The sequence below is a fragment of the Streptococcus gallinaceus genome, assembly GCF_024170225.1.
In the GTDB taxonomy this organism is placed as follows: domain Bacteria; phylum Bacillota; class Bacilli; order Lactobacillales; family Streptococcaceae; genus Streptococcus; species Streptococcus gallinaceus.
In genome coordinates this window covers 153,316-173,338 of sequence record NZ_JALJXU010000001.1, presented here as the reverse complement: position 1 = coordinate 173,338, position 20,023 = coordinate 153,316, and the positions used below count along the sequence as shown (strand labels likewise).

Genomic DNA, 20,023 nt, shown 5'->3' with positions numbered 1-20,023 from the left:
TCTAATTAGTCTACAGAAACTGTATCAACTGTAGATTGTTTGCCATCTTTCAAACCAACGACATAAACTGATTTCACAACATTGTGCTCTTTGTCGATAGACATTGTACCTGTCACACCTTCAAATTTAGATAATTTAGCTAAGTTATCTTTGATATCAACAGATGTTTTGGCACCTTTAGCTGCTTCTGCTGCCATGTAAACTGAGTCGTATGCAAGTGCAGAGAACATTGATGGCTCTTCACCATATTCAGCCTTGTATGCATCGTAGAATGCTTTTGCTTTTTCGCTAGCTGATGTAACGAATGCTGAGAGGTAGTAGACATCTTTGGCTGCTGCCGCTGTTGCTAATTCAGCATATTGTGGTGAGTCAAATCCATCTGAACCAAGAATTGGTTGGTTCAAACCAAGTTCACGTGCTTGTTTTGTAATCGTACCAGTTTCATTGTAGTAACCTGGCATGATGATTGCGTCAAAATCTTTGTCTTTGATTTTTGTCAAAGCAGCTTGGAAATCTTTATCTCCTGAAGCAAATGTCACTTCTGAGACGATTTCGCCTTTGAATGCTTTCTTAAATGCTTTCGCTACACCTTTACCGTAATCAGATGAGTTATCGTAGTAAAGGACAACTTTTTTAGCGCTGAGTTTTTCAGTTGCATACTTAGACATGATTTGACCTTGGTATCCATCTGTAAATGTTGTACGGAAGAAGTATTCTTGCGTATTCCCTTTGCTGTCTACTACCAAGTCAGTTTGTGTACCCGAAGGTGAAATCATTGGAACAGCTGCCTTGGTCACGCTTGAGGTTGACGCACCTGAAGCACCAGAGGTCGCAGGACCAACGATGACGTTTACGCCTTCACTTGCCAAGCTTGTCGCAACTGTAGCAGCTTCTGCAGTTTCAGATTTGTTGTCTTTTGAAATGATTTCGATATCTTTTCCATCAACGCCACCTTTAGCATTGATTTCTTTAGCGGCCAATTTAGCACCTTTTTCTTCTGTTTGTCCATAAGAAGAAACAGCACCTGACAATTCCAAGTTAAGACCAACTTTTACTGTGTCTCCAACTTTTGTCCCAGCTGAACCAGATCCACCTGTGCTAGAAACACTTGAACATGCTGCAAGCATAGCAGCTGAAGCAAGGCTCACAAGAGCGATGGTAAATTTACTTTTTTTCATAAATAGTTTCCTAAACTTTCCTTAAAATTTAACGATGTAACTAATATACTGAATTATCTGAAAATTGTCAACAAAAAAAGAAAAATAATTTTTGAAACCATTTTCCTTTTTTAACGATATAAAGAACCAACAAAATCCTTGTCAATTTCTTTGAAATAAGATGGAACCACACGCTTAACAAACTTCTCTTTTTTCAAACTTGTCATGATTTCTTCTGCTTTTTCCTGACCAACATAGAGAATGGCATAGCGCAATCGACGTGAATGATAGGTCAAGTCGCCATATTGATTTAGCTTGCGGGCATCACGATTGTAGTGCAGATAAACTGCCAAACTCAAACGTTCTTCTTTCTCAAACATGCTTTACTCCTTTTCTTTCATTATAACAAAAAGAGAAGTCTGCTTCAACTTCTCTTTCTTTGTCTATTATTTTAATTCTGTATTTTTCATGATTTTGTCGATAAAACCATAGGCCAATGTTTCTTCCGCACTCATCCAGTAATCACGTTCTGCATCTTTGTGAACTTGTTTTACTGTTTTTCCTGAGTTTTCAGCCAAAATTTGTTCCAAATTATTACGTGTTTTCAAGAGGTGTTCTGCAGCGATAGCCATATCGGTCTGCTGTGTACCTCCACCCGTTCCACCCATTGGTTGGTGAATCATGTACTCTGCATTTGGAAGCATAAAGCGTTTGCCTTTGGCGCCAGATGATGCAATGATGGTTCCCATTGAAGCGGCCATTCCCATAACAATGGTTTGTACATCTGCCTTGATGAAGTTCATGGTATCCACAATGGCAAGCCCTGCTGATACTGAGCCACCAGGTGTGTTGACATAAAGATAGATGTCTTTAGTCGGATCTTGAGCATCCAAGAACAAGAGCTGAGCAATAACAGAATTGGCCATATTGTCCTCAACTGGTCCTGTCAACATGATAATACGGTCTTTTAATAAGCGAGAATAAATATCGTAGGAACGCTCGCCACGGCTGGTTTGTTCGATAACTACTGGAATCATACATTTCTCCGTTTCTCTATTTCAATAGTCTTATTATAATTTTTTGGTCAAAAAAGGTCAAATAAAAAGTTTCATTTCTATTTATATTGATTGACAGTTTTTATTTATAGAGTTATAATTTATATATATTAAACTTTGATATATAAATTATAAAACTATATATTAATAATTACTATAACTATGACTGAAAGGAGTGTTTCTCATGCAATTCCCTGTCCCCGCAGCATTGACAGAATTTCTGATTATCAGCATTTTAGAATCTCAAGATTCTTATGGATATGAGATTTGCCAAACTATCAAGTTAGTATCCAATATAAAAGAATCGGCTCTATATCCTATCCTAAAACGTCTGGAACAAAATGATTTATTAGCCACTTATTCTCAAGAATACCAAGGGAGAATGAGGAAATACTACAGTTTAACCCAGTTAGGACATGAAGAGTTGGTTCGTCTCAAAGATGATTGGGATACTTATGTGAATACAATCAATGGCATCATAGAAGGGAGCATCCGCCATGACAAAAACTGAATACTTGGCTCAACTAGAAAAACATTTGAAAAAATTGCCGCATAGGGAATTTCAAGAAGCCATCACTTTCTTTCATGAATACTTTGATGAAGCCGGCCCTGAAGAAGAGGAACGTGTGATGACAGAATTGGGTACGCCTAAAGAAGCTGCTAGCGAACTCATCAACAATATCCTAAATCGCCACATCCAAGGAGAAGGCACGGAAGATTCTTCTGACAAGAAAGTACGATTCCCAAAATATAATCTCTATACTCTGATTGGGCTGGGAATTGGCCTCCTTACCTCTTTCTGCTTGGTTACAATTTTATACCGCCCATTACTTGGAATTTTTGTTTTCTTTTTAACTTCTAGTTTTGGAGCATTTTATATTGGGAAAAATTGGCAAGAAATTCGCGAAACAAAGAAGACAATTTGGCTGGCTATTCTTGCTGTCATTTCGCTACCAATTGCCATACCAGCACTGATTTTACTAATTATTAGTCTGGTTGGTCTACTATTTCTTGCACTTGGTTTACTTTTGGCTGGTGCTATCGCAGGTTTGATCGCTTTTATCGGTGGCATCTACTTCATCTGGGAAGCTATCACTCTCCTTTCTCAAGGGGGAAATGTCTTTTTAATAGGCTTCGGAATCGGATTGAGCCTAGTTGGAGGAGCCATTCTCCTCTATCTGCTAACTGGATTTTTCTCTTATTGGGCATGGCAGGGAATTAAATTCTCTTTCAAATGGATCTTGAAAAGAGGTAAACGAGTATGAAAAAGAAATTAACAATCATTATTATCACCGCCTTCTCCAGTGTCATTTTGGGTCTAGTTATTGTAGGAATTGGTTTCTTCTCTGGCGGAGTAGACCGTCTGCAACAAATCAGTAAACCAGAACAAATTACAAAGACTTACACCGATATATCGTCTCTAAAGATTGACTATATCCCTCAGCATATTGCCATTCAAGAATCTGCCGATAACTACTACCATGTCTCCTATTATAATTCTCCAAATCATTTATACAATTCTGTGAAAATAAATCAAAATAAAAATACATTAACTCTCTCTTCGGAAACAATGAGATTCAGAATAAAGGGCCTATTACACGTCTTGGGTGAAGTATTAGCACAAAGAAATTCGACCAGCCAAACGATCAATATTCAAATTCCTAAAAATAAAACTTTAGAGAAATTAGAAGGTTATAACATGAACTCTATTTCTATACAAAATAGTAAACTTGGAGAAATTAACTTTTCCGGTAATCTAAACTTGGAAAATGTAGATATTTTAAGTGGAAACATCAGCGGCTATAGGATCGATGTTCTTCACTCAAATCTTAAAAATGTAACAATTTCAGCCCAGACAAATACACTCAACATGTCAGACTCAATACTTGAACAAGTAAAGATCGAGGGTTACCATAGTCTAGAAGGACGTCGGCTTACGCTAATCGGCGAGAACGTGTTTACTCCTGGTAAGCAAGGGCTGACAGTGACGAATTTAGATTTTACGGATAAAAATCTTACTACACTTTCCTTCAATATTCATAATAAAATTAACAAAAAAGATTTGGCACAAGAGCTTGGTTATAGCTATGGAGGGGAAGAAAACTCAAGTTATGAAACAAACAGTAACTTTCAAACAACTTTAGAAAATGTAGGGATTTTCACACGCGATAAGTACGAAAAACTGCCAATTTCTAGCAAAGAGGAGGAGCAAACTCTTATCACACAAATGCCAAATAGTAAAAATAAATTGACTATCCAAACAACTAACGCAACTATCAATTTGCGTACACCACAGTAAATTTGAATATGATAAAAAGGCGAGAAAATCTTCTCACCTTTTTGTTTGCTTATTTTGTACCGAAGAGACGGTCACCTGCATCTCCCAATCCTGGGACGATATAGCCGTGCTCATTGAGTTTTTCATCCAATGCAGCTGTATAGATGTCGATATCTGGGTGTGCTTCCTGAAGAGCTTTTACTCCTTCTGGTGCTGCTACAAGGGCTACAAACTTGATATTTGAAGCGCCGCGTTTTTTCAATGAATCAATAGCTAAGATAGCTGAGCCACCAGTAGCCAACATTGGATCCACTACAAAAATATGGCGTTGGTCGATGTCTTCTGGTAATTTTACCAAGTACTCAACTGGTTGCAAGGTTGTCTCGTCACGATACATACCGATATGACCAACTTTAGCCGCTGGAACCAAGCTCAACAATCCATCTACCATACCAATACCGGCACGAAGAATTGGAACAATGGCTAATTTTTTACCAGCAAGTTGTTTTTGGACTGTTTTAATAATCGGTGTTTCAATTTCCACATCTTCGAGTGGCAAGTCACGCAAAACTTCGTAACCCATCAACATAGCGATTTCATCTACCAACTCGCGAAAATCCTTTGTAGAGGTATCTTTACGGCGTAAGATGGACAATTTATGCTGAATAAGTGGGTGTGAGATGACTTGGAATTTTCCCATGATAAGACTCCTTTATGGTGTTTTTTCTATTCTACCAAAAAATCACAAAAAAATCTTGCCAAAAATGGCAAGACCTTTATTTTTTGAAAACAAGCGCTTCGTATGGACGAAGTGTTGAGGAATTCTTCGAAGGGCTAGCGTAGTTGTGCAGAAAGACTTGACCTTCTGCTGAGAGGCTGTATTCTTGCTCTTCCTGGCTAAAGTTCACAAGGATTGTAAACTCATCATTTTGGTCAAATTTTCGATAAGCCAAAACGAGATCATTGCCCGTTTCCAGTGCTTCAAACTGACCTTCTGCCATCACTGGGTATTGGGCACGAAGTGCAACCAATTTTTGATAGGTGTAAAAAAGTGAATGTTCATCCGCCAAGGCAGCTTCAACATTGAGCCAGCTGTAGTTGTCATTCAAAGCCAACCAAGGTTTTCCTTTTGTAAATCCACCATTTTCTTCACTCGTCCAAGCAAGAGGACGACGTGCATTGTCACGCCCTTTGACGTTAATAGAGTGGATAATCTCCTCTTTTGTATAGCCTTCTTCTAGACGTTCTGCATACATGCGGCGGCTTTCAATATCATCCGCTTCAGAAATGTCCCTTATCGGAGTGTTAACCATACCGATTTCTTCGCCTTGGTAAATGTAAGGGGTGCCTGACATAAAGTGAAGATAGATGGCCAGCATTTTACCGCTGATTTCGCGGTATTCTGGGCTGTCGCTTGCAAATCGTGAAATGGCACGTGGAAGGTCATGGTTGTTCCAAAAGAGGGAGTTCCATCCTTTTCCAACCAAACCTGTTTGCCACTTGGTCATGACCTTGTGGAGGTCTGCTGGATTGAGGGGAGCTAGGTCCCACTTCTCTTTTCCAGGTTGTTGATCTAGCAAAACATGTTCAAATTGGAAGACCATTGAAAATTCACTGCCGTCTGGATTTGAATAAATCGGAGCATTTTCAAGGTTGGCGGACCAAGTTTCCCCAACCGTTACCACATCATGGCTACCAAATGTATGCTGGTTGAGCTCTTTGATGAGGGGATGGAGAGTTGGTCCATCAGCTGTAATTTCCTGCTCTGGCTCTTTCCCAATCAAATCAATCACATCTAGACGGAATCCACCAACTCCCTTGTCCAACCAGAAATTGATCATCTTGTAAATTTCTTCTTTTACAGCGGGATTTTTCCAGTTGAGGTCTGGTTGCTTTTTGGAGAATAAGTGAAGATAGTATTTGTTGAGATGAGGGACATATTCCCATGCTGAGCCTGAAAAACTAGACTTGAGACCGTTGGGCTCATCTGCCCAGACGTAATAATCGTGATAAGGATTTTCAGGACCCTTGAGCGCTTCTTGAAACCACATGTGCTCATCGGAGGTGTGGTTGAGGACTAGGTCCATGATGATTTTAATACCGTATTCATGCCCTTTTGCAATCAACTCATCCATATCTTCCATGCTCCCAAATTCGGGCGCAATGGCCTGGTAATCACTAATGTCGTAACCATTATCATCCATAGGGGACTGGTAAACAGGGCTAAGCCAAATGGCATTGATACCTAGTTTTTCAAGATAAGGGAGACGCTGGGTAATTCCTTTTAGGTCCCCGACACCGTCACCGTTTGAATCTTGAAAGCTTCGCGGATACACTTGGTACAATACCGCTTTTTTCCACCAATCTGTTTTCATATTCTTCTCCTTAATTTTCTTTTTTATCTAATTGCCGAATAACACGAGCTGGATTGCCCGCGATGACAACATTGTCACCAAATGACTTGGTCACAACAGAGCCTGCACCGACTACAACATTATCCCCAAGGGTCACGCCTGCCAAAATTATAGCACCACCACCAATCCAGACACGGTCACCAATGGTAATTGGCGCACCATATTCAGGACCTGCAATCCGCTCTTCAGCATCTAATGGATGTAAAGCTGTATAAAACTGGACATTTGGTCCCAACATGGCATTTTTCCCGATGGTAACAGGACAAGTATCCAAGACCGTCCAGTTGAAGTTGGCATAAAAATCCTCTCCCACATGAACATTACAGCCATAATCCAGAGTCACCGGCGTCTCAACATAAATCCGTTGACCAGTCGTTCCCAGCCAGTCTTTCATCAATTGAGAACGCTTGGCGCCATCCATTTCTTGATTGACAGCCTGACGTTTGATACGAGCTGCATTTCGCAAAGCAACTAATTCTGCATCTCCAGAATTGTATAATTCCCCTGCTAGCATTTTATCTTTTTCTGTCATTCTTTTACTTCTCCTCTATGTCTAAAAGAAAGGTTTTCACTGTTCTTCTATTATAAGTGAAACGCTTCCATTAGTCAAACGTTTGCATAACTCTATTCTCGTTAAAAAAGAAAGAGAGGACTGCTCCTCTCCAATCTTTATAGTTGAATTTTATTTGACCCATCTTCGTCCGTTTCTACAATTTCAAAGCTGTGGTCCTTAAGATTAGCACTTAGCTGGGCTGTGACTCCCGCATCTTCATTGGTCCAAGTGATTTGAAGATTGTGTTCATCCACCATCTTAACGGCAAATTCACCGTCAAAGGCTGGGCTGGTATTGCGGAATTGAAGGAGTTTGAAGAAGGATTTGACCACTGGTCGTTCCACTTCTCGTTCAATCTCGTCTAGATCATAGTAATGACGGTTGATATTGCGACCTTCTTTGGAAGACTCCAAGAGCTCGATATCATTTTCACCCGCCAGAAGACCTACGTAGTAAATCTGTGGAATCCCAGGGGCAAAGCATTGCAGAACACGTGCCAAGAGATAGGCTTGGTCATTATTCCCCAGAGCTGAGTAGTAGGTACAGTTGATTTGGTAAATGTCCAAGTTATTATATGCTTCGGTACTGTAAATCTTCTTGACATTGGCACCCTGTGTGTAGAGAGCTTCGCGAGTAGCTTCTGTCTCCTCATCCGTCAACAAGTCCTTGACATCCACCACTCCGATACCATCATGGGTGTCTAGCGTTGTAAATTGCTTGCGCGGACAAATTTCCATCCAGTGAACCAGACGGTTAACATTACCACTATAGAGGGCATGAAGAACGAGCATTGGTAGCGCAAAGTCATAGACATAGTAGTCCTGGTCCGCAATTTTTTGCTGAATCGTATAATGTTCGTGGATTTCTGGTAGTATTTCAATGCCCTGTGGTGCTAGGAGATTGCGTGGGAAATGCAACATTTCCCAAATATCCGGCTCAACGAAGAAACAGTTGGTGCCGATTTTCTTATTGGCATAGGCAAAGGCATCAAGACGAATAATAGAGGCGCCATGCTTGGCAAGATTTTCCAGATTTTCCTTGATAAAGTTGCGAGTGGTCTCGGTCGTTACATCTAGGTCAATTTGCTGTTCATCAAAGGTACACCAGACTTTTTCCTCAGTCCCATCTGCAAATTGAGCGATGCGGTATGGAGCACGCGGCTTGCGTTTGTAAATCAAATCCACGTCTTCTTGTGTCGGCTCACCGCCTGGCCAGAAGTTTTTATAACGAATGAAGAGATCGGCGTACTTGGATTCGTCTTTCTTTTCCAAGAAGTCAAGAAAGTAAGGGGACTTAGCAGAAATATGATTGATCATGAAGTCAAACATCAGGTAATAATCTTGGCTCAGCGCTTCCACATCTTCCCAACCACCAAAGGCAAGATCCACCTTGGTGTAATCCATTGGTGCAAAACCACGGTCACCAGATGATGGGAAGAATGGCAGGATATGCACTCCTCCCACCGTATCCTTGAGGGGGCCTCCTAGCACTTTTTTCAAATCTTTGAGATTTTTACCCAGACTGTCTGAATAAGTAATCAACATGGCTTGGTTTTTGATTTTCATAGATTCCTCCTTTTACAGAATGTTCACTGGTCTATTTGACAGAACCACTAGTCATACCTGAGATGATATTCTTTTGGAAAATCAGGTAGACAATGAGGATTGGAATAATCCCAACCACATATGATGCAAATGATGGTCCGTAGTCGCTAAAGTATTGTCCTTGGTAGTTGTATTGGAAAAGGGGCATGGTCCAAAGACTGTTGTCACGGTTGAGAACCAGGAGTGGCATGAGGAAGTCATTCCATACCCAGAGGGCATTGATGATGAGAACGGTCGCATGCATTGGCTTCATGAGCGGGAAGATAATTTTCCAATACATGGTAAATTTACCCGCGCCGTCAATAGCTGCCGCTTCATCCATTTCTGTTGGAACGATGGTTTTAATGTAGCCAACATAGAGAAAAAGAGTTTGTGGAATGGCATAGGTCAAGTACAAGACTGTCAAACCTGGCAAATTTGTCATGCCCAAGTCGCTCATGAGTTTGGACATTGAAAGCATGATAACTTGGAAAGGTACAAACATCCCGATGATCAAGAGAGTATACATGATAGAGAAAATCTTTTTGCGGTCCATGTGACGTGCGATAGAGAAAGCCGCCATTGGAATCACCAAGATAATCAAACCTACGCTGACTACTGTCATGAAGGTGGAGTTCATGAAGTAGGTGCTGATACCGTCGGTGAAGAGACGTTCATAGTTTGACAGCGTCCATTCTTTAGGTAGCCCAAAGAAATTTCCAGTGATATCCGCAGTCGACTTGAATGAAGAAATCAGCGTCACTGCGAGCGGAATCAACATCAAGAAAATCCCTGCAATAAGGACAATATAAGCTAAAATATGGTTTTGTTTTTTTGCTTTCATCTTATCTTCCTCACACTTCAAATTTTCTTGACATGGTAATTTGTACTACAGAGATAATGGTAATAATAACAAAGAGTACAACGGCTACTGCATTGGCATAGCCAAATTGGTTATTGGTAAAGGCATTTTTGAAGACCATGAGTCCCAAGGTTTCTGTCTTACCGTCAGGTCCACCCTTGGTCAATGAATAAATCAAGTCGAAGGCTGTCAATCCAGATTTCATAGCCATGATGAAAACCATGCTGATAGATGGCAAAAGGAAGGGTACTTCGATTTGGAAGAATTGCTGACGAGGTGTTGCTCCGTCAATCTGTGCTGCTTCTTTGATATCTTCTGGAATAGATTGGAAACCTGCCAAGAAAATAACAACTGGCATGGCCAAACCTTGCCAAAGAGCTACAAAGAGAACAGACCAGAAAACAGATTTTTCATTGAAAAGTAAGTTTGAGCTCAACCATTTGATTCCAAGGGCTTCTCCAATTTGAGGCACCCCGTAGTTGAAAAGTTGGCTGAAAATCAAACCAATAGTAACGGTTGAGAGTACTGCCGGGAAGAAATACCATGTGCGGAAGAAACCAACTGCACGAATTTTACGATTGAGAAGGCTAGCCAGCCAAATCCCTAGCACAATTTCACCAACGACAAGTCCGATTGTAAAGAGAATAGTAAATCCTAAGCTGTGATAAAAGGCCTTGTCATGGAAAATAGTGACATAGTTTTCAAATCCGATAAAGTTAAAGGAACGTGTCAAACCGGTCCAGTCAGTCAGTGAGTAAATCACCCCATTTACCATTGGGTAAAAGAAGAAAACCAACTGCAAGATAACGGGAATGGCCACGAAAATGTAAGCCCAGTATTTACTGATGAAGCTTTTTTTATTCATATCCAAGTTTCTCCTATTATAAGATACGAGGGTGTTTAAAAATCCGTTTGAAAATAGGAAAACTGACGAAGAAACCCGCGGTTCTAGGAAGTTTTATCTTTTTCACTAGGATTTTAGCCCAAGTTCAATTCATTAAGATACGAGGGCGTTTGGAAGTACCCTCTCCCTACTATTCTCTATAAAACAAGAGGCTTGGACAAGGTCCTTGCCTCTTACTTTATTCGACTATTTATTTTTTCATTGTGTCCAAGAATGTGTTCAAATCTGTTGCGTATTTTTTCAAGTCTTTGCTCTTGAAGTAGCTGACGTTAGCATTCCAGAAGTCTTCTTCTGAATCCCAATCAGCGTGCAACCAGATAGCTTGTTGGTCTGTGAAGGCAAGTGACGCAACGTCTGCGATTTGTTCGAATTTGCCAGTTGTTTCGACACCTTTTACAGATGTTGGTGAACCATCTACATCGTAGTATTTTTGCATCACTTTAGCTGAGCTCAAGTATTTAACAAATTCTTTAGATGCTTTTACATTTTTAGAATCTTTTGAGATAGATACAGCCATATCTGCTGCACCGACAGTCATTGGTTTGCTATCAGCTTTCAAGCCTGGCATTGCAAACATACCTACTTCAAAATCAGGTTTTTGTTGAAGAATAACTGGGAGTGCCCATGAACCGTTTGCCATCATGAGAGCGTCACCTTTGGCAAAGGCTGCAACTGTATCAGCGTAAAGAGCTCCTTCTGCATTCTTTTGACCATTTCCAGCCATAAGGTCTAAGTATTGACCAACTGTTTTTGTCAATTCATCGTTGGCAGAAATCTTGCCTTTTTCGCTGTAACGAAGGTAGTCTTCAACCGATTGACGATTGCCACCTGCTGCTTGAAGCCATGCTAACTGAGCGTATCCGTTGAATGTCCAGGCATCTCCAAGTGCTTCTGCAAATGGTGTTTTGCCATCTGCTTTGATTTTTTCAACAGCAGCTTTGAATTCGTCAAATGTTTTTGGTGCTTCGATGCCTAATTTTTTAAAGGCTGTTTTGTTGTAGTAAACACCTGAAACGTTTGTTGTCAATGGAATGTTGTAGATTTTTCCATCAACAGCATAGCTTTGTGCAGCACCATCGTTCAGGTTTGAGAGGATGTCTTTTTCTTCTGTCAAGTCAACAAATTGGCCATCTGCTGCCCAACCTTTGAAGTCAGCATTTTGTGGATAGATGTTAATCACATCAGGAGTTTCGCCATTTGCGATACGTGTTTTCAATACAGTACCGGCATCTGGAACACTTGTCAATTTCACTTTTACATCATCTTGAGACTTGTTGTAGTCATCAACGATTTCTTGCAAAGTTGCTTGCATTTCTTTCTTTTGAGAGAAAAATTCAATCTCTGTTTTTCCGCCTGATTGTGAATTTCCACAAGCAACGAGAAGGCTTGCAAATGCGCATACTGATGCGGCTTTAAGGAATGTATTGACTTTCATAAAATCCTCCTAGATTTTGTTAAAAATATATTGTACACTAAAATAATCTTTTTGAACATGTGGCATGGTCAGGCCGATGTTCATAAGCTCGTCTCCGTAGAAAGTCTCGCCTAAGGCTTCACAATGATAAGCTGCTTCTGGGTCCAAGCCTTTCAAGCGCACTTGGATAAGTGGTGCTTCAGGCTGGGCCAATATTTTCACGAAGGTAAAGACTGCTTGTGATTGGTCTGGACTGATATAGATACCAGCTTGTGTGTTGCTTGTCTTTTTGAGGCGATAATAGTCACCGTACTGGACAGTTGAGCGAATCTCTTTGTAGGTTTGTACCTGCTCTGCCACTTCTTGAATTTCTTCTTGAGGAAGTTGATTGAGGTCCAATTCGTAACCGAAAGCTCCCCCCATCATAGCGACATTTCCTCGTGTTGCAAGCGGGGTAATGCGCCCTACTTGGTGATTTGGTACAGCAGAAACGTGAGCTCCAATAGAGCTGACCGGGTAAACCAAGCTGGTTCCTTCTTGGATAGAAAGGCGACCGATGGCATCTGTATTGTCACTCGCCCAAGCTTGTGGCATGTAGTACATAAGTCCCAAGTCATTTCGACCGCCACCACCCGAACAAGACTCAAAGAGAACTTGTGGGAAGCGAGTCACTAAGCGTTCCAAGGCATCGTAGAGACCCAAGATATAGCAGTGGTAAAATTCATGTTTTTGGTCGTTAGCCAAATCCTCTGGAATAGCTGTAATGTTGCGGTTCATATCCCATTTGACATAAGTAATGTTGGCTGACTCTAAGATAGCCGATACCGTATCCACAATATAATCTACGACTTCTGGCTTGGCAAGATTGAGTACCAATTGCTCCCGACTATAAATATGGTCTCGACCTGAAATCTGAATGGCCCAATCTGGATGTGCTCGGTAGAGATCACTATCAACCGAAATCATCTCAGGCTCAAACCATAGTCCAAATTCCATTCCTAAGTCATTGATAGACCGGGCAAGTCCTCCTAGACCGTTTGGCAATTTTTCTGGATTGACAACCCAGTCTCCCAAAGAAGACTCATCGTCATTTCGCTTACCAAACCAGCCATCATCCAGTACAAAGAGTTCAATTCCTGTCTGGCTAGCTGTTTTGGCAATATCCAAAATCTTTTCTTCGTTAAAGTCAAAGTAGGTCGCTTCCCAGTTGTTAATGAGAATCGGACGTTCCTTGCGAGCAAACTCTCCGCGACAGATATGGTCTCGGATAAAGTTATGACTATCACGCGTCATACCTGTCAGCCCTTTATCTGTGTAAGAAATCAAGGCTTCCGGTGTTTGGAAGGAGTCGCCAGCTTCTAATTGCCAGCTAAAGGCTTCATCATTGATGCCCATGCCCCAGCGAGTAGTATCCAGAGCTGTTGTCTCCGCAAAAGCGGTGAAATTGCCACTATAAATCAAATGCGCTGCATAAACTTGACCTGCATCTTCTGTCGCATCCTTGGCAGCTAAGGCCATGAAAGGGGTTCTAGAATGACTAGATGCGCCACGAATACTACCGATGGAATACTTGCCATTTGGCAATGGCGTAACCGTCCATTCTTTTTCATAAGCGTAACGTCCTGTCAAGGTATGCACATGGACATCTCGATGAGGCATATCAATGGTAAAGCTATAAGCCTTTTCAATCTTGCTCGCATAGCGACCAGCTTTGATAAGAGTTGAACGTGTCAGATAGTTGAGTTCTGAAAAAACACTGTAGCTGAGGGTAACTGTCACATCCGTCAATTCATCATAAAGGTCAATCTCTAAAGTATCAACCTCATCCTCCGAACCAAAACTCTGTGGCAGACCTGGCAGCTCTTTCTTCCCCTTGAAAATGCGATGCTCCTTGTATTTCAAATCAAGGGCTGTTCCAAATTCATTGCGTAACTCAAGGGCTGCTGTTCTGAAGTCTCCCAGACCATTGCTGCTGTATTCCAACTGCAAGGTATCAATAGAAAATGTTCGATTTCCCGTAATGGGGCTTGGTGAGAAAGCTCGGTCAAGGTATGTGATTTTGTTACCTGAGCTAAATCGATTGATTTTTTTACCAAAGTAACGATTTACCAGTTGTCCATTTTCCAAGACTTGCATGACATAGGAAAATTCCCTTGTTTGCAGGTGGAAAAGCTGCATTTCTTCTTGATGATGAATCACTGTTTTTCTCCTGTATTTGTTTTACAAACTCATTCTACCAAATGGAGGCGTTTTCAAAAATGGCATTTTGTAGCTTCTATATGGTATAATGTTTCCAAACAAACTTGGCTGATTTTTTGAAAAAGGAGCGAATGGATGAATATTCTCAATACCTATCACGAACTAGACAGTCATCATTTTGACCTCAATGTAGACCATTTTGGTGCTGAAATTTGTGATAAAAATTACTCTTTCGGTCCTGCCGTCCGAGACGATTATGTCCTGCATTTTATTATTGATGGGAAGGGCAGTTTTACGATTGATGGAAAGACCAGTCAGCTGGCTCAAGGAGATATGTTTCTCCTTCCAAAGGGAAAAGTCACCTTCTACCAGGCAGATGCTCAGCACCCCTGGTCTTATATCTGGGTTGGCTTTAGTGGCTCCCGCGTAGACGCCATTCTCCGACAAACTCAGCTTCTTGACCACTACTATCTCCGTTCAACTCTCACATCCGCTATCCTTGACCAAATGATGACCATTACACGAGTTGTCCCTCACAAATACTTGCCTATCACAGAACTGCAGCTCATCGGCCACCTCAATATGCTCCTTGCAGCTTTAATGGAAGAATTTCCAAAAAAAGAACTTGATGAGTCCCATAATTTAGCGAAAACCTATGTCAAAACAGCTCTCAATCTCATCCACAGTCAGTATGAAAAGCCGATTAAAGTCAGCTATTTAGCTGAACATCTGTCACTCAGCCGTAGCTATCTCTACAAGATTTTCAAGCAGGAGACCGGCTATTCGATTAAAGATTATATCTTGCAAGTTAAGATGAATCGCTCCTGTGAACTCTTGGAAAATATGGACCTTTCTATCACTGAAATCGCCCTATCTGTCGGTTATCCGGATCCTTTGAATTTTAGCTATGCATTCAAAAACTATTTTCACATGAGTCCAACCGACTACCGCAAATCACAAGTTGAAAAGGATTAGCTTCGGCTAATCCTTTTTTCATTTTTCAAAGGCCACGGCAATCCGACGACAACCTTCTTTGACAGTGTCAAAGGTTGTCGCTGCGTTAAAACGGGCAAAATATTTTCCTTCTGTACCAAAAGCCAGTCCATTATTCAGAACCACTTTTGCCTCTGTCAGCAATTTTTCTTGAATGGCTTCATTAGATAAGCCATAGGCTGAAAAATCAAGCCAGATCAAGTAAGTTCCTTCTGGTTTCATGACCTTAATTTTGGTGTGATTTTCCAGATAATCAACTGTATAGTTAACGTTTTCTTCCAAAACCGTCTTCAATTCTTCCAACCACGGCTTACCAGAACGCAGGGCCACTTCCATTGTAATCAAGCCAACAGTTGGTACTTCGTGTTGATTGTTGGCCAACTGCTGACGGGTAAATTGCTTGCGCAAATCTGGATTTTCAATAATGGCAAAGCTATTTTTTGTTCCAGCAATATTAAAGGTCTTTGTTGCAGATGCAAGGACAATGGTAAAGTCCTTATAAGACGGTTGAAGGGTATTAAAACTATGGTGTTTATTGCCAAACAAGGCCAAATCTTGATGAATTTCGTCCGATACGAGAAGAACTCCATGTTTTTGGCAGAGCTGTCCAATCTTTTCCAACTCCTCAACAGACCAGACACGACCACCAGGATTGTGGGGACTGCAGAGGATATAGAGATTGACATCATGCTCCACAAAGTCTTTTTCTAATTGATCAAAGTCTATCTCGAAATGTCCATTCTTTTCAAGAAGAGAATTGGCAACTAATTTACGATTGTTCAACTTAACCGAACGTGCAAAAGGTGGATAAACTGGCGTGTTGATTGCTACGGCATCCCCGACTTGGGTAAAAGCTTGAATAGCTACCGAGATAGCTGGCACAACTCCCTCGATCAAAACTACATCGTCTCGAGTAACCTCGTATCCATGTTCCGCTTCCTCCCAGTCTAAGATAGCTTGGTACAAGCTATCACTAGCATAGGGATAGCCAAAGACATGCTGGCTAGCGTAGTCAACTAAGGCTTGCTTGACTTCTGGCAAGGGCAAAAAGTCCATGTCCGCAATCCACATCTGCAACAGGTCTGGATTTCCTTCCGTTTTCCGCCATTTTTCACTGTGTTGGCCTAAACGATTGGGCCGCGTCGTAAAATCATACTGTGTCATATTAGCCCTCCAAGGCTTGCTTCAAGTCTGCAATCAAGTCTTCTACATCTTCGATACCGATAGATAGGCGAAGCAAGTCATCTGTCAAACCATAGGAATGACGCACTTCGGCTGGAATATCTGCATGTGTCTGTGTCGCTGGGTAGGTAATCAGACTTTCTACACCGCCCAAACTTTCTGCAAAAGTAAAGACTTGCAGATGATTTAGAATATGACCAATTCTGCCCTGGTCTTTCACTTTGAGGGAAATCATGCCTCCTTTTCCAGTGTAAAGAACTTCCTTCACAGCTGGTGATGATTGCAAGTAATCTACAACCTTTTGGGCATTGCTAGTCGAGCGCTCCATACGAAGTGACAAGGTCTTGAGACCACGCATCAAAAGGTAGGAATCAATCGGTGACAAGGTTGGTCCAGTGGTATTTTGGTCGTAGAAGAGTTTCTCGTAGATGGCTTGGTCGCTAGTCACCAAAACTCCTGCCAAGACATCATTATGACCTGATAGGTACTTGGTCGCTGAATGTAGCACCACATCTGCGCCTAGCGGGATTGGATTTTGATAAATTGGACTGTAGAAAGTATTGTCCACGATAACTTTTGCTCCATGTACATGGGCTAGTTTGGCAATTTTTTCAATATCAAACTCAATCATCAGAGGATTTGTCGGTGTTTCAATGTAAACATAGTCTGTTTCTTCTGAAATCGCCGCAATCATTTCTTCTTCGGTATTGGTATAGGTAAATTCGAAGCGTCCATTGGCTTCCTGCTCATTGAACCAACGGAAGGAGCCACCGTACAAGTCACGCGCAGCTACTACCTTACTTCCAACTGGAAATCCACTAAACAGCAAGACCAGAGCAGACATTCCCGAACTTGTCACCAAGGCATAGTCTGCCTTTTCAATAGCCGCCAAAGTCTTCTCCAAAATCAAGCGTGTCGGATTTTTCGTACGTGTATAGTCAAATCCAGTTGATTTACCAAACTCAGGATGTTGGTAGGTTGTTGAAAGATAAATGGGCGAAATGAGGGCACCGGTCTTCTCATCAGCGTTAATCCCTGCGTGAGCTAAAATGGTATCTACTTTAAAATCTGTCATACATATCTCCCCTTGATTTACTTATCTACCATTGTAGCACTTCTATTATCTATTTCAGCCCCTATTCCCACATATAAATATTAAAAGCACCTCATAAAGAAAGGCTATAATTCTATTGATTACAGCATCAGCCAGACAAACAAAACTGATACCAAAAGGGTGAGCAGAGCGACAAGAAGCACCTTTTTGTCTTCTTTGATTTGATTTTTATCATTGAAAAGAGCAAGACCAAAAATCGGTAAGACCAGCAAAAGCACTAAACATTTCCCAAGTACGGCTCGATGCCAAAATAACGAACCAAAAACAACTGAATTAAACACGGCTTGGTAAAAATACCAGGACTTGTACCATTTTTTATTGATTGTAACTTTCATACATTCCTCGATTTGTTTTTCTATATTATATCAAATTTACAAAAATAAAAAGAGGAGAGTCAGTCACCGCCCTCTCGCTAACAATCTAATCTTCGTCCTTAACACCAGCTTCATGGAGCCACTTGCTATAGTTTTCTTCATCTTCTTGGTTGTCGCGAACCACTTTTGAAACTGTAAATGAAGAGGAAATCAAACCAACAGCCCCCATCAAATAATAACCTTTTACCATCAAAGGTTCTTTCAGCGTATACAAGCCAATCAAAATCAAGGCAACAAAGAAGATAAATGATCCCCAGGCCATGGTAGTAAAGGCAGGTGTGTTGCGGTAAACTTTCTTTTTCATTTTATTCATTTTCAGAACTCCTTTATTTAGTGTCCCTATCGTATCATACTCCTTGTTGAGCCACAATAGACTGCTTGTTACATCGGATTCGACGGTGACATTAGCCATCTTGCTACTACTATGATATAATAAGCAAAACGACGAAAAGGAATAGATATCATGATCCGTATTGAACAAGTACTTGCTGTACTCAAAAAAGATAAGAACTTCCGAGAAATTTTAGACCAAGGAAACTACTATTTTGAGTGGGAAAATCTAGCTTTTTCCAAAATCAGCTATGACAGCCGAGACGCGGATGCAGAGACACTTTTCTTTGTCAAAGGTGCCGCCTTCAAAAAAGAATTTTTAGAGCAGGCTATAGAAAATGGCTTACGTTTTTATGTGGCAGAGCAAGATTACCAAGTAGGGATTCCTGCCATTCTTGTCACGGATATCAAAAAAGCCATGAGCTTGCTGGCCATGGAATTTTACGACCATCCTCATGATAAGCTGAAAATCCTTGCCTTTACAGGTACCAAAGGGAAAACGACGGCAGCCTATTTTGCCTATCATATCTTAAAACAAAGCCACAAACCAGCTATGTTTTCTACCATGAATACAACCTTGGATGGCCAAACCTTCTTCAAGTCCCAACTGACAACTCCTGAAAGTTTGGACTTGTTTCGGATGATGGCCCAGGCTGTGGAAAATGGGATGAGCCACCTCATCATGGAAGTATCCAGCCAAGCATTTCTGGTTGACCGAGTATACGGCCTAATATTTGATGTCGGAGTATTTCTGAATATCAGCCCAGACCATATTGGACCGATTGAGCATCCGACCTTTGAAGACTACTTTTACCACAAGCGCTTGCTGATGGAAAATAGCCGAGCTGTTGTCGTCAATAGCGGTATGGATCATTTTCAAGTGGTCAAGGAGCAGGTGAGTCTGATTCTGCATGATTTTTATGGACCAGATTCTGAAAATCAAATTACCCAGTCACAGGCTTTCAACTTCGACCTTTCAGGCCAACTTGCCGGACACTACTCTATCCAGCTCATCGGTAAATTCAACCAAGAAAACGCCATTGCAGCTGGCCTAGCTTGCCTTCGTCTGGGTGCAAGTAAAGAGGACATCCAAAAAGGAATCGCTGAAACTAGCGTTCCCGGACGCATGGAGGTTCTGACTCAAACAAATGGCGCTAAGGTCTTTGTCGACTACGCTCATAACGGAGACAGCTTACAAAAACTGCTTGACGTCGTACTGGAACACCAGACAGGAACCATCACCCTTCTCATCGGAGCTCCTGGTAACAAGGGGGAAAGCCGACGCAAGGACTTCGGACTTCTGCTCAACCACTATCCGGCTGTGCAAGTGATTTTGACCGCAGACGATCCAAACTTCGAAGACCCTGCTGCCATCTGCCAAGAAATTGCCAGCCACATGACTAGACCTTACGAGGTCATCATCAATCGTGAAGCAGCTATCCGAAAAGCTATGGCGGGAACGAAAGAAGACCGCGATGCTGTTATTATCGCTGGAAAAGGGGCAGATGCCTATCAGATTGTCGCTGGCAAAAAGGATGCGTCTTACATCGGTGACTTGGAAATTGCTAAAAAATATCTTTAAACAGGTGTCAAAAACCTGTTTTAATTTTC

Annotated in this window: 19 protein-coding genes and 1 pseudogene; 5 read left to right on the top strand and 15 right to left on the bottom strand. The window is 41.4% G+C overall.

The genetic code is table 11. The features are described from left to right. Window positions 1–5 precede the first annotated feature (5 nt). The 3 genes and pseudogenes from J2T50_RS00895 to J2T50_RS00885 form a co-directional block, all read right to left on the bottom strand. The gene (locus J2T50_RS00895) at window positions 6–1,178 is read right to left on the bottom strand and encodes an ABC transporter substrate-binding protein (protein WP_253362712.1); all 1,173 of its coding nucleotides are present in this window, start codon (window positions 1,176–1,178) and stop codon (window positions 6–8) included. 110 nt (window positions 1,179–1,288) lie between these two features. Then, window positions 1,289–1,537: a DUF2129 domain-containing protein gene (locus J2T50_RS00890; RefSeq protein ID WP_253362711.1), complete on the bottom strand. Its 249-nt coding sequence runs from the start codon at window positions 1,535–1,537 to the stop codon at window positions 1,289–1,291. A 66-nt stretch (window positions 1,538–1,603) separates the two neighbouring features. Beyond that, window positions 1,604–2,197, bottom strand: a pseudogene (locus J2T50_RS00885) (ATP-dependent Clp protease proteolytic subunit); the annotation flags it as partial. A gap of 199 nt (window positions 2,198–2,396) precedes the next feature. Here J2T50_RS00885 and J2T50_RS00880 point away from each other — a divergent pair. Genes J2T50_RS00880 through J2T50_RS00870 form a run of 3 tightly spaced genes read left to right on the top strand, consistent with a single transcriptional unit; the run spans window position 2,397 to window position 4,511 of the window. Further along, window positions 2,397–2,723, top strand: coding sequence for a PadR family transcriptional regulator (locus J2T50_RS00880; protein WP_253362709.1), 327 nt, complete (start codon window positions 2,397–2,399; stop codon window positions 2,721–2,723). Next, entirely contained in the window at window positions 2,710–3,477 is a 768-nt protein-coding gene (locus J2T50_RS00875) for a DUF1700 domain-containing protein (RefSeq protein WP_253362708.1), read from the top strand. Before J2T50_RS00880 ends, J2T50_RS00875 begins: the two co-directional genes overlap by 14 nt. Beyond that, on the top strand, window positions 3,474–4,511 hold the full coding sequence (locus tag J2T50_RS00870; RefSeq protein ID WP_253362706.1) for a DUF4097 family beta strand repeat-containing protein: 1,038 nt from the start codon (window positions 3,474–3,476) through the stop codon (window positions 4,509–4,511). The genes J2T50_RS00875 and J2T50_RS00870 overlap by 4 nt, the downstream gene beginning before the upstream one ends. A gap of 49 nt (window positions 4,512–4,560) precedes the next feature. Here J2T50_RS00870 and upp read toward each other — a convergent pair whose 3' ends face one another. From upp to J2T50_RS00830, 8 genes are all read right to left on the bottom strand, one after another. Then, the gene (gene upp, locus J2T50_RS00865; protein ID WP_253362705.1) at window positions 4,561–5,190 is read right to left on the bottom strand and encodes a uracil phosphoribosyltransferase; all 630 of its coding nucleotides are present in this window, start codon (window positions 5,188–5,190) and stop codon (window positions 4,561–4,563) included. A 76-nt stretch (window positions 5,191–5,266) separates the two neighbouring features. Then, window positions 5,267–6,865, bottom strand: a complete 1,599-nt coding sequence (locus tag J2T50_RS00860; RefSeq protein ID WP_253362704.1) for a glycoside hydrolase family 13 protein — start codon at window positions 6,863–6,865, stop codon at window positions 5,267–5,269. A gap of 10 nt (window positions 6,866–6,875) precedes the next feature. After that, window positions 6,876–7,436 carry a sugar O-acetyltransferase gene (locus tag J2T50_RS00855; RefSeq protein ID WP_253362703.1) on the bottom strand — a complete coding sequence of 187 codons (561 nt, stop codon included), beginning with the start codon at window positions 7,434–7,436 and terminating at the stop codon, window positions 6,876–6,878. A gap of 137 nt (window positions 7,437–7,573) precedes the next feature. Further along, window positions 7,574–9,022 carry a sucrose phosphorylase gene (gtfA, locus tag J2T50_RS00850; RefSeq protein WP_253362702.1) on the bottom strand — a complete coding sequence of 483 codons (1,449 nt, stop codon included), beginning with the start codon at window positions 9,020–9,022 and terminating at the stop codon, window positions 7,574–7,576. A gap of 31 nt (window positions 9,023–9,053) precedes the next feature. After that, window positions 9,054–9,884 (bottom strand): carbohydrate ABC transporter permease, encoded by an 831-nt coding sequence (locus J2T50_RS00845; RefSeq protein WP_253362701.1) that lies wholly within the window; start codon window positions 9,882–9,884, stop codon window positions 9,054–9,056. A 10-nt stretch (window positions 9,885–9,894) separates the two neighbouring features. Continuing rightward, window positions 9,895–10,767 carry a carbohydrate ABC transporter permease gene (locus tag J2T50_RS00840; RefSeq protein WP_253362700.1) on the bottom strand — a complete coding sequence of 291 codons (873 nt, stop codon included), beginning with the start codon at window positions 10,765–10,767 and terminating at the stop codon, window positions 9,895–9,897. Window positions 10,768–10,996: 229 nt separating this feature from the next. After that, the gene (locus J2T50_RS00835; protein ID WP_253362699.1) at window positions 10,997–12,241 is read right to left on the bottom strand and encodes an ABC transporter substrate-binding protein; all 1,245 of its coding nucleotides are present in this window, start codon (window positions 12,239–12,241) and stop codon (window positions 10,997–10,999) included. Window positions 12,242–12,250: 9 nt separating this feature from the next. Further along, window positions 12,251–14,398 (bottom strand): alpha-galactosidase, encoded by a 2,148-nt coding sequence (locus J2T50_RS00830; protein ID WP_301283104.1) that lies wholly within the window; start codon window positions 14,396–14,398, stop codon window positions 12,251–12,253. Between the two features lie 156 nt (window positions 14,399–14,554). Here J2T50_RS00830 and J2T50_RS00825 point away from each other — a divergent pair, with 156 nt between their 5' ends. Continuing rightward, complete coding sequence (locus J2T50_RS00825) at window positions 14,555–15,394, top strand: AraC family transcriptional regulator (protein ID WP_253362697.1); 840 nt, start codon at window positions 14,555–14,557, stop codon at window positions 15,392–15,394. Window positions 15,395–15,412: 18 nt separating this feature from the next. On the opposite strand, the gene J2T50_RS00820 is transcribed toward J2T50_RS00825, so the two are convergent. The 4 genes from J2T50_RS00820 to J2T50_RS00805 all read right to left on the bottom strand — a co-directional run bounded on the left by J2T50_RS00820 (window position 15,413) and on the right by J2T50_RS00805 (window position 18,395). Next, entirely contained in the window at window positions 15,413–16,576 is a 1,164-nt protein-coding gene (locus J2T50_RS00820) for a MalY/PatB family protein (RefSeq protein ID WP_253362695.1), read from the bottom strand. 1 nt (window position 16,577) lies between these two features. Beyond that, window positions 16,578–17,669 carry a cystathionine gamma-synthase gene (locus J2T50_RS00815; RefSeq protein WP_253362693.1) on the bottom strand — a complete coding sequence of 364 codons (1,092 nt, stop codon included), beginning with the start codon at window positions 17,667–17,669 and terminating at the stop codon, window positions 16,578–16,580. 119 nt (window positions 17,670–17,788) lie between these two features. Then, a complete protein-coding gene (locus J2T50_RS00810; RefSeq protein WP_253362691.1) occupies window positions 17,789–18,043 on the bottom strand; it encodes a hypothetical protein in 255 nt (84 codons plus the stop codon). Between the two features lie 85 nt (window positions 18,044–18,128). Next, entirely contained in the window at window positions 18,129–18,395 is a 267-nt protein-coding gene (locus J2T50_RS00805; RefSeq protein ID WP_253362689.1) for a YiaA/YiaB family inner membrane protein, read from the bottom strand. A gap of 150 nt (window positions 18,396–18,545) precedes the next feature. Here J2T50_RS00805 and J2T50_RS00800 point away from each other — a divergent pair, with 150 nt between their 5' ends. After that, a complete protein-coding gene (locus tag J2T50_RS00800) occupies window positions 18,546–19,994 on the top strand; it encodes a UDP-N-acetylmuramoyl-L-alanyl-D-glutamate--L-lysine ligase (protein WP_253362687.1) in 1,449 nt (482 codons plus the stop codon). Window positions 19,995–20,023 lie beyond the last annotated feature (29 nt).